8 protein-coding genes are annotated in these 14,460 nt (G+C 59.8%); 4 read left to right on the top strand and 4 right to left on the bottom strand.

Translation table 11 applies throughout. The features are described 5' to 3' along the window. Positions 1-172 precede the first annotated feature (172 nt). The 3 genes from NTD89_RS07900 (at position 173) to NTD89_RS07890 (ending at position 2,894) form a co-directional block, all read left to right on the top strand. A complete protein-coding gene (locus tag NTD89_RS07900; RefSeq protein WP_262207007.1) occupies positions 173-559 on the top strand; it encodes a hypothetical protein in 387 nt (128 codons plus the stop codon). A 539-nt stretch (positions 560-1,098) separates the two neighbouring features. After that, positions 1,099-1,824, top strand: coding sequence for a DUF4123 domain-containing protein (locus tag NTD89_RS07895; RefSeq protein WP_262207006.1), 726 nt, complete (start codon positions 1,099-1,101; stop codon positions 1,822-1,824). Positions 1,825-2,057: 233 nt separating this feature from the next. Further along, positions 2,058-2,894 (top strand): 23S rRNA (adenine(2030)-N(6))-methyltransferase RlmJ, encoded by an 837-nt coding sequence (locus tag NTD89_RS07890; protein WP_016975658.1) that lies wholly within the window; start codon positions 2,058-2,060, stop codon positions 2,892-2,894. Positions 2,895-3,033: 139 nt separating this feature from the next. Here the strand turns inward: NTD89_RS07890 and msrA are convergent, their stop codons facing one another. The 4 genes from msrA to aceE form a co-directional block, all read right to left on the bottom strand. Next, positions 3,034-3,681, bottom strand: coding sequence for a peptide-methionine (S)-S-oxide reductase MsrA (gene msrA / locus NTD89_RS07885; protein ID WP_106577569.1), 648 nt, complete (start codon positions 3,679-3,681; stop codon positions 3,034-3,036). A 73-nt stretch (positions 3,682-3,754) separates the two neighbouring features. Beyond that, on the bottom strand, positions 3,755-6,448 hold the full coding sequence (locus NTD89_RS07880) for a putative bifunctional diguanylate cyclase/phosphodiesterase (RefSeq protein WP_262207002.1): 2,694 nt from the start codon (positions 6,446-6,448) through the stop codon (positions 3,755-3,757). 318 nt (positions 6,449-6,766) lie between these two features. Beyond that, on the bottom strand, positions 6,767-8,419 hold the full coding sequence (gene aceF, locus NTD89_RS07875; RefSeq protein ID WP_262207000.1) for a dihydrolipoyllysine-residue acetyltransferase: 1,653 nt from the start codon (positions 8,417-8,419) through the stop codon (positions 6,767-6,769). Between the two features lie 11 nt (positions 8,420-8,430). Continuing rightward, a complete protein-coding gene (aceE, locus tag NTD89_RS07870; RefSeq protein ID WP_262206998.1) occupies positions 8,431-11,076 on the bottom strand; it encodes a pyruvate dehydrogenase (acetyl-transferring), homodimeric type in 2,646 nt (881 codons plus the stop codon). 383 nt (positions 11,077-11,459) lie between these two features. On the opposite strand from aceE, the gene glnE reads away from it, so the two are divergent. Continuing rightward, the gene (gene glnE, locus NTD89_RS07865; protein ID WP_262206996.1) at positions 11,460-14,399 is read left to right on the top strand and encodes a bifunctional [glutamate--ammonia ligase]-adenylyl-L-tyrosine phosphorylase/[glutamate--ammonia-ligase] adenylyltransferase; all 2,940 of its coding nucleotides are present in this window, start codon (positions 11,460-11,462) and stop codon (positions 14,397-14,399) included. Positions 14,400-14,460: the final 61 nt, after the last annotated feature.

Raw genomic sequence — 14,460 nt, 5'->3', positions numbered from 1 at the left:
TGTGTATAGCTATAGGTGTAGGAACGCTTGGTGTTGGTGGGTTAGTTTGCGGCGTGGTGGTGGTGGTGGTGGTGGTGGTGGTGGTGGGAGCTGCATCGGCAATCGGGGGGAGTGCCGGGTCTGGCCTGGGGGGGAAGTTGGGGGAGATCGTATATGAAGGGATAAAGTAATTATGGAAGACGCTAGCGTTTTATATTCGTATTGCCTATTGGTTGCGGCGGCATGGGGTGTTCTTGTTTTAATAGGACAGGTATATTTTTCATATCGTAAAATCGATGAAATATTGCAGTGTTTGGGTAATTCAAGATTGGTCTCTTATCGTAAGCTTTTTGTGGGTGCTAATTTTTTCAGCAAGATGTTGTTCCTAAATACTGTCGCGGGAATGTTTGTCTTTCAAAAATTGCACATTAAGGATGGAGCCGTAACGCGTGAGGAGTTGGATAACGTCCCTCGTCGACTAATGCTTGAGTTAAGGCTGTGGGGGTTTTTTTTGATGGGCATGGGAGGGTACGCTGTTGCGTTGTGGGGTATAGGTAAATATGTTGGCTGGCTTGGGTAACGCTCTCTTAAGTGAGGGGATCAAGGTGCATATAAATGACGCGCAGGATGTCTATTTTATTTTTTCGATTTCGTTTTTTTATTGATGTGTGTCGTGCCCGTGTGGGCTTTGTATCTTTCTTATTTTAAGATGGAAAAGATACGGAAGAACTTAAGGCGTAGTTGGTATGTTATAAGTTCGGGTGGAAGTATCGGTTGGGATCCTATAAGTAGATCGTGGGCGATAAGGGCTGTGATCGGTGCTTTCGCCTTTCCCGCACACTCTATAAAACACGGATGTCTTAGTGCTGAGGACTACGCTGAGTTTCCGAAGATGCTCAAATTTATTTTGAAAAGTCTAGGTGTCTGTTCAGTGGCCTCCGTCCTTGGCATTTTTATTTTGCTTGTAATAGGAGAGCTTGTGGGATGGGAGGATGTTGAAATTGGCCCTAGATTAGGCGAGAGCTTTTCAAAATGTAATTGTTGACGCTTTGTTTGTGACAGCAATTGTTATGAAAAACGAATCATTGCTTGCGTCCTCCTTTGATTGGAATGTACCTAATGCCGAATCAGTTGTTACCAGAAACTTGGTTAACCCATTGTCCCCTTCAGACGACTGAGAATGCCGTCGTCATTCTCAGTAACGCCAGCGACGCAAAGCCGGTAGATGTCTGGCAAAAAATGGCAGCTGGTATGCCGCCCCAGCCCATCTGGGCAAGCACGGCCTATGCTGAGTGGACTGAGGTCATGCCTTACGTCGCCATCATCGAGCCCGAAAGCCCATTCCTCGACTGGATAGCAACCACCGAATCTACGGACTGGGGTTGGCTGGCCGTATCGTCCAGCCCGCTGGAAACAGTGGTCGCGCACCTGCAAAGCTTGACCAAGGTGCTGTTGCCCGAGGGGCAGGAAGTATTTTTGCGCTTCTGGGATGGCGGTCAATTTCTGGCGATTGTGCAAAACATCGGCGATGAGGCGGGGAAGGTGTTGCCGGTATTTCAACGTTACCTGATCAACGGCCAACCGCTAACGGTTGCGACTGGCCCGGTCACTGCCGCCAAAACCAGCCCATGGTGGCAAGTGCCTGCCTCGTTGCTGGAGCATCTGGCAGAGCAATCACCCCACGTGCTGATCGACAACTTGCTGCAATGGCTCGAAGAGCAGCGCCCCGACCTGCATACCGCTTTCAAGCCTGCGATCTTGCGCCACAAGGTCGCCTGCTTTGCGCGCGGGGCGGATGTCAGCCATGGGGCGCTGGCCGACTATCTGGCCTCAGAGTTGAGTTGACGCAGCGCCTGCTGGAAATAGTCATCAGTGTGAGGGGTTGTTGTGGCGAGCAGGCTTGCCCTGCGTCGGGCTGCGTAGCGGCCCCAAAACCTGCCAATGAGTTCTGGCAAAAAAAGAACGCGGTGACCTTATCCAGGGCTGCTGCGCAGCCCAACGCGGGGTGAGCCCGCTCGCCACACTCTGCCCCTTTGCTCCTGTAGAAGGTAAACTTCGCCCCCTGCGCAGGAGCAACCATGAATTATCGTCACGCCTTTCACGCCGGCAACCACGCCGATGTCTTCAAACACCTGACCTTGACCCGCCTCATCGCCCTGATGTCGCGCAAGGAGCAGCCGTTCGCCTACCTCGACACCCACGCCGGGATCGGGCTGTACGACCTGCAAGGTGATCAGGCCAACCGCACCGGTGAATACCTGGAAGGCATCGCCCGCTTGTGGGGCGAGAGCGACCTGCCGCCGCTGACCGCCGACTACATGCGCGTGTTGCATGAGATGAACCCGGATGGCCAGTTGCGCTACTACCCGGGCTCGCCAGAACTGGCGCGCCGCCTCACGCGGCCTCAGGATCGTGTGCTGCTGAATGAAAAACACCCGGAAGACGGCGTGCTGCTCAAGGACAACATGAAGGGCGATCGCCGCGTCAAAGTGCACTTGGGCGAAGGCTGGCATGTGCCGCGTGCCTTGCTGCCGGTGCCGGAAAAGCGCGCGTTGATGCTGATCGATCCGCCGTTTGAAAAGCTCGACGAAATGCAGCGCTGCGCGGCGTCCCTCAAGGAAGCGGTCAGCCGCATGCGCCAGACCGTTGCGGCGATCTGGTACCCGGTGAAAGACCAGCGCATGTTGCGCCGCTTCTACCAGGACCTGGCCGGCACCGGCGCGCCGAAGTTGCTGCGGGTGGAGTTGCTGGTGCATCCACTGGACACGCCCAACACCCTGACCGGCTCGGGCCTGGCGATTGCCAACCCGCCGTGGGGTTTGGAAGAGGAGTTGCGTGAGCTGCTGCCATGGCTGTCCAAGAAACTTGGCCAGACCCAGGGTGGGTGGCAGATGGATTGGCTCATCGCTGAGTAATCAGATCTCAAGCCAAGCACAAGACTAAATGTGGGAGCGGGCTTGCTCGCGAAAGCGGAGTGTCAGTTAACAGATATGTCGACTGATATACCGCATTCGCGAGCAAGCCCGCTCCCACATTTTTTGATCTGCGTTGTGCTTAGATCGGGCAGGTCACGCCCGTGCCGCCGATCCCGCAGTAGCCCTGCGGGTTCTTCGCCAGGTACTGCTGGTGATACGCCTCGGCGAAGTACACCGTCGGTGCTTCTTCGATTTCTGTGGTGATGGTGCCCAGGCCGGCCTTGGTCAGCTCGCCCTGATACGCCTCGGCGCTGGCCTTGGCCGCTTCCAGGTGCTCAGGCTTCACGGCGTAGATCACCGAACGGTACTGGCTGCCGATGTCGTTGCCCTGGCGCATGCCCTGGGTCGGATTGTGCAGCTCCCAGAACATTTTCAGCAGCTCTTCGTAGCTGATCTTGTCCTGGTCGAACACCACCAGTACCACTTCGCTATGGCCGGTCAGGCCCGAGCAGACTTCTTCGTAAGTGGGGTTCGGCGTGTAGCCGCCGGCGTAGCCGACCACGGTGCTGACCACACCGTCGCGCTGCCAGAACCGGCGTTCGGCACCCCAGAAACAACCGAGGCCGAAGATCGCGAACTCGACGTTGTCGACAAAGGGGCCGAGCAGCGGGTTGCCGTTGACGAAATGCGTCTCTGGCAGTGCCATCGGGGTTTCACGGCCAGGCAAAGCTTGTTCTTGAGTGGGCAACACGTTTTTGTTCACCAGAATTTCCGAGCGCAAGACCATGAGCAGTCCTCTCGTCAGGTTGAGTTAGCGGTAAAGATTCAGACAGCCAGTGTGCCCGAGTGTTACAGCGCTGTCAGGCGATTGGCCCGCGCGGGTAGCGTTTAAGCTTCTCGAGCAGCTCTGCACCGGGGATCGGCCGGTCGAACAAATAGCCCTGGCCCACATCGCAACGATGCCGGCGCAGGAAGGCCAGTTGCTCGGAGGTTTCGATGCCCTCGGCCACCACTTTGAGCTTGAGGTTGTGGGCCATGGCGATCACTGCCGAGGTGATTTCCATGTCGTCCTGGTTGTCCGGGATTTCGTGGATAAAGCTGCGATCGATCTTGATGATGTCGATGGGGAATTTCTTCAGGTAGCTCAGCGACGAATAGCCGGTACCGAAGTCATCCATGGCCAGGGTCAGGCCAAAGCTCTTCAGCTGGTCCAGTTGAAGGCGCGTGTCTTCGGTGGCTTCCAGCAGCAAACCTTCGGTCAGCTCCAGCTCCAGCAGTTTCGCGGGTAACTGTTCTTCCTTGAGGATGGTGGCAATCGAGGCCACCAGGTCCGGGTCGGAGAATTGCTTGGGCGACAGGTTGATCGCCACCTGCAAGTTGCCCATGCCGGCGGCGCTCAATTGCTTGCTCATGCGGCAGGCCTGGCGCGCGATCCATTTGCCGATGGGGATGATCAGCCCGGTTTCTTCCGCCACGCTGATGAACTGGTCGGGACGGATCATGCCCTTTTCCGGGTGGTTCCAGCGCAACAGCGCTTCCATGCCCAGCAGCCGGCCGCTGCGCAGGCACAGCTTGGGCTGGTAGAACACGTCCAGCTCGTTTTGGGTCAGGGCGCGGCGCAGGTTGTTTTCCACAAACAGTTTGTAACTGGCCTCGGCGTTCAGCGCCTCGGTAAACACCTGTACCTGGTGTTTACCATTGGCCTTTGCCTTGTGCAGGGCCAGCCCGGCGTTACGCATCAGGGTTTGCGGGTCGCGGCCGTGCAACGGCGCACAGGCCAGGCCCACGGAGCCGGTGACACTGATCAGTTGGTTGTCGACGAACATCGGTTTGTCGAGGGTTGCCAGCAACTGGCTGGCGACCTGTTGGCCACTCTCCAGGTCGGTGTCGTCGAGCAACACCGCGAACTCGTTACTGGCAAACCGCGCCAGGCTGCCGCTGGCACTCAGGCTGTTGCGCAGGCGCCGGGCCAGGCTGATCAGCAACTTGTCGCCGGTCTGGTGGCCGAGGCTGTCGTTGATCCGCTTGAAATTGTCGATGTCCACCAGCAACAGGCTGATCGGGCTGTCGCTGTCGCGCGCGAAGCGCTCATCCAGGTTGCGGATAAACGCCGGACGGTTGCCCAGGTTGGTCAGGTTGTCGGTGTAGGCCAGGCGCTCGATGCGCTGCTGGGCCAGCTTGGTCTGGGTGATGTCTTCGTAGATGCCGATGTAGTGGGTCAACTCACGGTTGTCGCCATACACCTTGGAAATCGACAGCTGGCCCCAGTAGGGTTCGAGGTTTTTGCGTCGGCTCTTGAACTCACCTTGCCAGCTGTTGCTCTTGGCCAGGCTCGACGGTGCGTCGAAGAGCATTTCGCTGAGGTTTTCCAGGGCCGGCAACTGCGCCAGTCGATGGCCATGGACTTCTTCGGCGCTGTACTGGGTGATCGCGGTAAAGCTTGGGTTGACGTACTCGACCACGCCGTCGCAATTGACCAGCAGAAACGCGTTGGCGCTTTGCTCCACGGCACGCTGGAACAAGTGCAGCGCGCTGGTGGCGGCGCGCCGGTTGTGGTTGTTGATCACTTGCGCGAACTGGTCCGCCAGCTCGCCGGCGAAGGCGATCTCATCAGCCTGCCAGGCACGCGAGCTGCCGCTTTGTTCCAGGCACAGCACGCCGATGACTTGGCCATCCACACGGATGCTCGCGTCGAGCATCGCGTGCACGTCCTTGGCGCGCAGGCTTTCGGCCATTTCCCGGGTGCGCGGGTCACGCAACGCATGGGTGGCGTCGATGGCGCGGCTCGAGTGCAGGGCTTCCAGGTAGTCCGGGAAGCCGCTGGCGTCGATCGCTTCAGGCAAGTGGTGCTGTTGGTTGTCGCGGTGGTACGCCGAGATCGGCACCAGGCGTTGGCCTTCCAGGTTCCAGATGCTCGCGCAATCGATCTGGTAGATGTCGCACGCGCTGCGGGTGATCAGCTCGGCGGCTTCCTGCAGCGAGTTGGGCGTGGTGTAGCGCTGGCGTGCCAGCAGCAGGATCAGCTCCTGTTGGGCGCGCACGCGCTCCAGGTGCTGCAACTGTTCCTGCTGGGCACGCTGGTTGAGTTCCAGGGCGATCTGCAGGCGGCTGTTCTGGTTTTCCAGGTCTGCGGTCGGGACGGCAGTGGGGATTTCGCTAAACAGTCCGTCGACCACCATCAGGTAGCCGCGCAGCAGGTGGCGATTGTGCTGTTTGTAGGTCTCGCCCATTTCCAGCAGGCTCAAAGGCCCGTCGCTGGTGTGCAAGGTGTAGCGCACCAGGTAATGCGGGCTCTGGGTCAGTTGTTGCTGGATGGCGTCGTGCAGTTGGTAGCGCGCCTGCGGTTCCATCAAGCTGGCGTAGGGCGTGCCGACCAGGGCGCACAGTTCGACCGCCGGCAGACCAAACTGGCGCTCGCAATTGGGGTCGAGGTACAGCAGCGCCCAGCTTGCCTCATTAAGCCGTTCGAAACGCAGCATGCCGAGGCGCGAAGGCACCGGTAACTGCGTCACTACCTCGGCCGCCATACGGGCGGCATCGGGTTGGCTTTTCATGGGGAAACTCGCTTGGAAAAATGCGCACGGCGCCGGGCTCACGCCCTCTTTACTGTCGCCTGCGGCAAGGTTGCATCATGCAGCACGCACTGACAAGAGAGGATGAAGGCTAAGTGCTATATGGCTGTTATCGGCCGCGGGAGCGGTTTCTACAATCCAGGTGATGGGTGGCGAGTTGACGCACGCGCTACAGCCCTTACCCCGACAAAAAAGCAGGCCAAAAAAAGCCCCGCCAAGTGGCGGGGTTGAGGTACGAGCGTGGCGCTCGGAAATCGGAGCAGCCAGGCCTCCCCGGTGAAAGGGAGGCCCGTTTGCGGCTTACAGCAGGATGGTGCGGATGTCGTTCAGCAGTTGGCTCAGACGCTGCGTGAAGCGTGCAGCGGCGGCGCCGTTGATCACACGGTGATCGTAGGACAACGACAGCGGCAGCATCAGCTTCGGTTGGAACGCTTTACCGTCCCACACAGGCTGGATAGTGGCCTTGGACACACCCAGAATCGCCACTTCCGGCGCGTTGACGATCGGCGTGAAGCCAGTGCCGCCAATGTGCCCGAGGCTGGAGATGGTGAAGCACGCGCCTTGCATGTCGTCTGCAGTCAGCTTCTTGTCACGGGCCTTGGCGGCCAGTGCAGCCGCTTCAGCAGCCAGTTGCAGCAGGCTCTTCTGATCAACGTTCTTGATCACAGGCACCAGCAGGCCGTCCGGGGTATCAACTGCAAAACCGATGTGCACGTATTTCTTGCGAATAATCGCTTTACCGCTTGGCGCCAGCGAACTGTTGAAGTCCGGCAGTTCCTTGAGCAGGTGCGCGCAGGCCTTGAGCAGCAGTGGCAGCACGGTCAGTTTCACGCCGGCCTTCTCGGCCACGGCTTTCTGCGCAACGCGGAAAGCTTCCAGGTCGGTGATGTCGGCCTGGTCGAACTGGGTCACGTGCGGAATGTTCAGCCAGCTGCGGTGCAGGCTCGACGCGCCGATTTGCATCAGGCGGGTCATCGGCACTTCTTCGGTTTCGCCGAAGCGGCTGAAGTCCACGACCGGAATCGGCGGAATCCCAGCGCCACCGGTAGCAGCGCCGGCAGCCGGAGCTTCCTTGGCCTTCTGCATCATGGCCTTGACGTAAACCTGCACGTCTTCTTTCAGCACACGACCGTGCGGGCCAGTGGCCGACACAGCATTGAGCTCAACACCGAACTCACGGGCCAGCTGACGCACGGCTGGGCCGGCGTGAACCTTGGCACCGCGTGGCGCAGGTGCGGCAGCCGCAGGAGCCGGTGCAGCCTCGGCTTTCGCAGCCGGTGCAGGGGCGGCAGCAGCCGGAGCCGCTTCAGCTTTTGCAGCAGGTGCAGCCGCAGCCGGTGCTGGAGCAGCAGCCGGCGCAGCGCCTTGTACTTTGAGCTTGAGGATGAAGTCGCCAGTGCCGACTTCGTCTTCGAGCTTGACCGCGATGCTTTCCACCACGCCGGCAGCCGGCGATGGGATTTCCATGGAGGCCTTGTCGGACTCCAGGGTGATCAGCGACTGGTCGGCTTCGACGGTGTCGCCGACCTTGACCAGCAGCTCGATGATCTTGGCCTTGCCCGACGAACCGATGTCCGGGACGTGAATGTCCTGAACAGAGGCCTCAGCCGGAGCAGCGGCCGGGGCTGCAGGAGCCTCGGCAGCGGCGGCAGGCTTTTCAGCAGCCGGTGCAGGTGCAGCAGCGGCAGCAGGAGCCGCCGCAGGGGCCGCGTCAGCGGCGCCTTCGATTTCCAGTTCCAGCAGTTCGTCGCCTTCTTTCAGGCGGTCGCCCAGCTTCACTTTCAGGCTTTTGACCACGCCGGCCTTGGGAGCAGGGATTTCCATGCTCGCCTTGTCCGATTCCAGGGTCAGGATGCTCTGGTCGGCTTCGACGGTGTCGCCGACCTTCACAAACAGCTCGATTACTTCACCTTCACCGCTGCCGATGTCAGGTACGCGAATGAGTTCGCTCACAAAAAATCTCCTCAGCAGTCCAGTGGGTTGCGTTTTTCCGGGTTGATCCCGAACTTGACGATAGCGTCAGCCACCACCTTAGGTTCGATCTCACCACGGTCAGCCAAGGCTTCCAGGGCTGCCAACACCACGAAGTGACGGTCAACTTCGAAGAAGTGACGCAGCTTCTTGCGGCTGTCACTGCGGCCGAAACCGTCGGTGCCCAGGACTTTGAATTCCTTGGACGGGACCCACTGGCGAATCTGTTCAGCAAACAGCTTCATGTAGTCGGTAGAGGCAATGACTGGACCTTTACGGCCGGCCAGGCACTCTTCGACGTAGCTTTTCGCTGGCTTCTGACCTGGGTGCAGGCGGTTGTTACGCTCCACTGCCAGGCCGTCGCGACGCAGTTCGTTGAAGCTGGTAACGCTCCACACGTCAGCGCCGACGTTGAACTCGTCACGCAGGATCTTCGCCGCTTCACGCACTTCACGCAGGATGGTGCCGGAGCCCATCAGCTGTACGTGGTGCGCCGCTTCCTTGGTGTCTTCTTCGAGCAGGTACATGCCCTTGATGATGCCTTCCTCGACACCGGCCGGCATGGCTGGCTGCTGGTAGGACTCGTTCATCACGGTGATGTAGTAGAAAACGTCCTGCTGCTCTTCGGTCATCTTCTTCATGCCGTCCTGGATGATCACCGCCAGCTCATAGCCGTAGGTTGGATCAAAGGTGCGGCAGTTCGGGATGGTGGCAGCCAGGATGTGGCTGTGACCGTCTTCGTGTTGCAGGCCTTCGCCGTTCAGCGTGGTCCGGCCGGCGGTACCGCCGATCAGGAAGCCACGGGTACGGCTGTCGCCTGCTGCCCACGCCAGGTCGCCGATACGCTGGAAGCCGAACATCGAGTAGAAGATGTAGAACGGCAGCATCGGCTGGTTGTGGCTGGAGTACGAAGTGCCGGCAGCGATGAAGGAGCTCATGGCGCCCGCTTCGTTGATGCCTTCTTCGAGGATCTGGCCCTTTTTGTCTTCCTTGTAGAACATCACCTGGTCTTTATCGACTGGCTCGTAGAGCTGGCCGACGGAGGAGTAGATGCCCAACTGACGGAACATGCCTTCCATACCGAAGGTACGGGCTTCGTCCGGGATGATCGGGACGATACGCGAACCGATTTCCTTGTCCTTGACCAGCTGCGCGAGTATCCGCACGAAGGCCATGGTGGTGGAGATTTCACGGTCGCCCGAGCCGTCCAGGATAGCCTTGAGGGTATCGAGTGGCGGTGTCGGGATGTTGAAGCTCTTGGCGCGGCGCTGTGGCACGAAACCGCCCAGTGCAGTGCGACGCTCGCTGAGGTAGCGGGCTTCGGCGCTGTTTGGCTCTGGCTTGAAGAACGGCAGGTTCTCCAGCTCTTCGTCCTTGACCGGGATGTCGAAGCGGTCGCGGAACAGCTTCAGGCTTTCAACATCAACCTTCTTGGTGTTGTGCGCAGTGTTCTTCGCTTCGCCGGCACCGGTGCCATAACCCTTGATGGTCTTGGCCAGGATGACGGTCGGTTGTTCTTTGTGGTTGACCGCTTCGTGGTACGCCGCGTAGACCTTGTACGGGTCGTGGCCGCCACGGTTGAGTTTCCAGATCTCGTCGTCGGACAGGTCTGCAACCATTGCCTTGAGTTCAGGCGTGTTGAAGAAGTGTTCACGTACGAACGCGCCGTCTTTGGCTTTGTAGTTCTGGTACTCGCCGTCGATGACTTCGTCCATGCGACGTTGCAGGATACCGTCGACGTCTTTGGCCAGCAGTGGGTCCCAGAAACGGCCCCAGATGACTTTGGTCACGTTCCACTGAGCACCGCGGAATACGCCTTCGAGTTCCTGGATGATCTTGCCGTTGCCGCGAACCGGGCCGTCGAGGCGCTGCAGGTTGCAGTTGATGACGAAGATCAGGTTGTCGAGCTTCTCGCGGCCGGCCAGGGAGATGGCGCCCAGGGATTCCGGCTCGTCACACTCGCCGTCGCCCAGGAAGCACCAGACTTTCTGCTTGCCTTCAGGGATGAAGCCACGCGCTTCCAGGTACTTCATGAAGCGTGCCTGGTAGATCGCCTGGATCGGGCCCAAGCCCATGGATACAGTCGGGAACTGCCAGAAATCAGGCATCAGCCAAGGGTGCGGGTACGACGACAGGCCGTTACCGTCCACTTCCTGGCGGAAGTTGTTCATGTGTTCTTCGGTGATGCGGCCTTCCATGAACGCACGGGCGTAAACGCCTGGAGAAGTGTGGCCCTGGAAGTAGATCAGGTCGCCGCCGTGTTCGTCGGTCGGGGCCTGGAAGAAGTAGTTGAAGCCGATGTCATACAGGGTTGCGCTGGAAGCGAAGCTGGAGATGTGACCGCCCAGGTCAGAATCTTTCAAGTTCGTGCGCATTACCATCGCCATGGCGTTCCAGCGTACCAACGAGCGAATGCGGCGTTCCATGAACAGGTCGCCAGGCATGCGTGCTTCGTGGGTAACGGGGATGGTGTTGCGGTATGGCGTGGTGATGGCGTAAGGCAATTGCGAGCCGCTGCGGGTCGCGAGTTCACCCATACGGGTCATCAGGTAGTGAGCACGGTCTTCGCCTTCTTTGTCGAGAACCGATTCCAGGGCGTCCAGCCATTCCTGGGTTTCGACGGGATCGAGGTCTTGCATGGCTTGCTCCAGGGCGGAAAGGCTACCAGAATCGGTTGCCTGAAGTTTGCGACTGGCCTTGTGGGCAGACGACATAAATTCTTGGATGGCCGAAGGTTGCTTCGGCGTCCTGTAGTTTTACTACAAATCGTCGGCCATTTCAGCCTTTCGAATGTATATACGAGTAGTAAAACTACACAAGACCGAGTGGATTGCTCGGTCTGGCTGGTGAGCATAATCGTTATTGTTGATCTTTTGCGAACAAGAAAAGGTGAAAGTTTGATGTTGCCTGCCAAGATTAATTTAATTTCAGCTATTTATAACCTTTGTTCGACAGTCCTTCACCGAGCGTGGTTCTTGCGTTCACAGCAACAAGCCTTTTACGCGCCGATCAAGGATAGACCATGAGCCTTCCAACGCTGGCCCCATTACCGGCCATTCTCTTGCCTTTTGCCCAGCGGGCCGAGCAGTCATTTCGTGACGCAGTGGCCGCGCTGGACGACGATCATGGACTTTCTGCCTGGACGCCGCAACGGTGGGCTGACTTCGCCCGCGTGTGCGCCGCCAGTGATTTTGTCATTGAGCAGAGCTTGCGTGACCCTTTGATGTTGCTCGAGCTGGTGGCCTGGGGCGAGCTGGACCGCGGCTTTGCGCCCGGCGAGCTGTGCGGCCAGATCGCCGGCGCCGTGCAACAGGCCGAAACAGAAGATGAGCTGGGTCGCGTGCTGCGTCGCCAGCGTACCCGCCAGCAAGTGCGCATCATCTGGCGCGACCTGACGCGCCAGGCCGACCTAGTGCAAACCTGTCGCGACCTTTCCGACATGGCTGACGCCAGCATCGACCAAGCCTACCAGTGGCTGTACCAGCGCCATTGCGTGCAATTCGGCACCCCCACCGGCCGACGCAGCGGCGAAGCCCAGCACATGGTCATCCTCGGCATGGGCAAGCTCGGCGCCGTGGAGCTGAACCTGTCCTCTGATATCGACCTGATCTTCGCCTACCCCGAGGGTGGCGAAACGGTGGGCGTGAAGCGCGCGCTGGATAACCAGGAATTTTTCATCCGGCTTGGTCAAAAACTGATCAAGGCGCTCGACCCGATGACGGTCGACGGGTTTGTGTTCCGCGTCGACATGCGCCTGCGCCCCTACGGTTCGGCTGGCGCCCTGGTGCTCAGCTTCAACGCGCTGGAACAGTACTATCAGGACCAGGGCCGCGACTGGGAGCGCTACGCGATGATCAAGGCGCGCGTGGTTGCCGGTGACCAAGTGGCCGGTGCGCAACTGCTGGATATGCTGCGCCCGTTCGTCTATCGGCGTTACCTGGACTTTTCGGCCATCGAAGCGCTGCGCACCATGAAGCAGCTGATCCAGCAGGAAGTGCGGCGCAAAGGCATGGCCGACAACATCAAGCTGGGCTCGGGTGGTATTCGCGAGGTGGAATTTATTGCCCAGGCGTTCCAGCTGATCCACGGCGGCCGCGACCTGAGCCTGCAACAACGGCCATTGCTCAAGGTGCTCGGCACGCTCGAAGGGCAGGGTTATTTGCCTGTGGCAGTCATCGCCGAGTTGCGCAACGGCTATGAATTCTTGCGTTACACCGAGCATGCGATTCAGGCGATCGCCGACCGCCAGACGCAAATGCTCCCGGACACCCCGGAAGATCAGGCGCGTATCGCCTTTATGCTGGGCTTTGCCGATTGGTCCGCGTTCCATGAGCGCCTGATGTATTGGCGTGGTCGGGTGGACTGGCACTTCCGCCAAGTCATCGCCGACCCTGACGAAGAAGAAGGCGCAGAGAGTGAGTTGGTCGTAGGCGGCGAGTGGCTGCCACTGTGGGAAGAGTCTCAGGAGGAAGACGCCGCTCGCCTGCAATTGCAGGAAGGTGGCTTCACCGACGCGCCCAAAGCCCTCAAAGCCCTGGCCGGCTTGCGCGGCAGCCCGCAATTGCGTGCCATGCAGCGCCTGGGGCGGGAGCGGTTGGATGCCTTTATTCCGCGTCTGCTGGCCCAGGCCGTCGAACACGCCAACCCGGATTTAGTGCTTGAACGTGTACTGCCGCTGGTCGAAGCCGTCGCCCGCCGTTCCGCTTATCTGGTGCTGCTCACCGAAAACCCCGACGCGTTGCGCCGTCTGCTCACACTGTGCGCCGCCAGCCCGTGGATTGCCGAACAGATCACGCGCTTCCCGTTGTTGCTCGACGAACTGCTCAACGAAGGCCGCCTGTTTAAGCCGCCGTTGGCGCCGGAACTCGCCGCCGAGCTGCGCGAGCGCCTCACGCGCATTCCCGAGGATGACCTTGAGCAGCAGATGGAGGCACTGCGCCACTTCAAGCTGGCTCACCGTCTGCGCGTGGCCGCTTCGGAAATCGCCGGCAGCCTGCCGCTGATGAAAGTCAGCGACTACCTGACGTGGCTTGCCGAAGCCATTCTCGAACAAGTACTGGCCCTGGCGTGGCGCCAGACCGTGGCCCGCCACGGCTCGCCGCAGCGGCTTGACGGTACGCTGTGCGACCCGGGGTTCATCATTGTTGGTTATGGCAAGGTTGGCGGCATCGAGCTGGGACATGGTTCCGACTTGGACCTGGTGTTTATCCACGACGGTGATCCGCAGGCCGAGACTGACGGCGCCAAGCCGATCGACGGCGCGCAGTTCTTCACGCGCCTGGGCCAGCGCATCATCCACTTGCTGACCACCCAGACCAACTCCGGCCAGCTGTATGAGGTCGACATGCGCCTGCGCCCATCCGGCGCGTCGGGTTTGCTGGTGAGTTCACTGGGAGCCTTCGAGCGCTATCAGCAAAATGAAGCCTGGACCTGGGAACATCAGGCGCTGATCCGCGCGCGGGTGCTGGTGGGCAGTCAGGATGTGGGCCAGGCGTTCGAGCAGGTCCGCGCTAAAGTACTCGGGCGTGAGCGCGACCTGGTCAAGCTGCGCCAGGAGGTCAGTGAGATGCGCGCCAAGATGCGCGACAACCTGGGCACCCGGTCTACGGCGGCCGGCACCGGCGCCAATGCCTTTGAGCCCACGGTGGTGTTCGACCTCAAGCAGGACGCCGGAGGTATCGTCGATATTGAATTTATGGTGCAATACGCGGCTTTGGCGTGGTCTGCGCAACATCCATCGTTGCTGCGCTACACCGACAATATCCGCATTCTGGAGGGCCTGGAGCAGGTCGGGCTGATGCCCGCCGCCGATGCCCATTTGCTGCGCGAGGTGTATAAAGCCTACCGTTCCGCCGCGCACCGCCAGGCCTTGCAAAATGAGGCTGGCACGGTAGCCGGGGATCAGTTCGCCGACGAACGGCGCCAGGTGATGCGAATCTGGCAGGCGCTGGGGTTAAGCTGATACTCGATTAATTGAGCGATGCCTATCTAATGTGGAAACCAGCCTTGTGTGGGAGCGGGCT

Source organism: Pseudomonas sp. 14P_5.3_Bac1 (genome assembly GCF_025466135.1).
Taxonomy (GTDB): domain Bacteria; phylum Pseudomonadota; class Gammaproteobacteria; order Pseudomonadales; family Pseudomonadaceae; genus Aquipseudomonas.
Note: the sequence above shows the minus strand (reverse complement) of the source record. Positions and strands in the feature narration are given on the sequence as shown.

Excerpts from the sequence above, each read along its gene's own strand:
- NTD89_RS07900 (WP_262207007.1), top strand. The coding sequence starts at position 173 with ATGGAAGACGCTAGCGTTTTATATTCGTATTGCCTATTGGTTGCGGCG.
- NTD89_RS07895 (WP_262207006.1), top strand. The coding sequence starts at position 1,099 with ATGCCGAATCAGTTGTTACCAGAAACTTGGTTAACCCATTGTCCCCTT.
- NTD89_RS07890 (WP_016975658.1), top strand. The coding sequence starts at position 2,058 with ATGAATTATCGTCACGCCTTTCACGCCGGCAACCACGCCGATGTCTTC.
- msrA (WP_106577569.1), bottom strand. The coding sequence starts at position 3,681 with ATGGTCTTGCGCTCGGAAATTCTGGTGAACAAAAACGTGTTGCCCACT.
- NTD89_RS07880 (WP_262207002.1), bottom strand. The coding sequence starts at position 6,448 with ATGAAAAGCCAACCCGATGCCGCCCGTATGGCGGCCGAGGTAGTGACG.
- aceE (WP_262206998.1), bottom strand. The coding sequence starts at position 11,076 with ATGCAAGACCTCGATCCCGTCGAAACCCAGGAATGGCTGGACGCCCTG.
- glnE (WP_262206996.1), top strand. The coding sequence starts at position 11,460 with ATGAGCCTTCCAACGCTGGCCCCATTACCGGCCATTCTCTTGCCTTTT.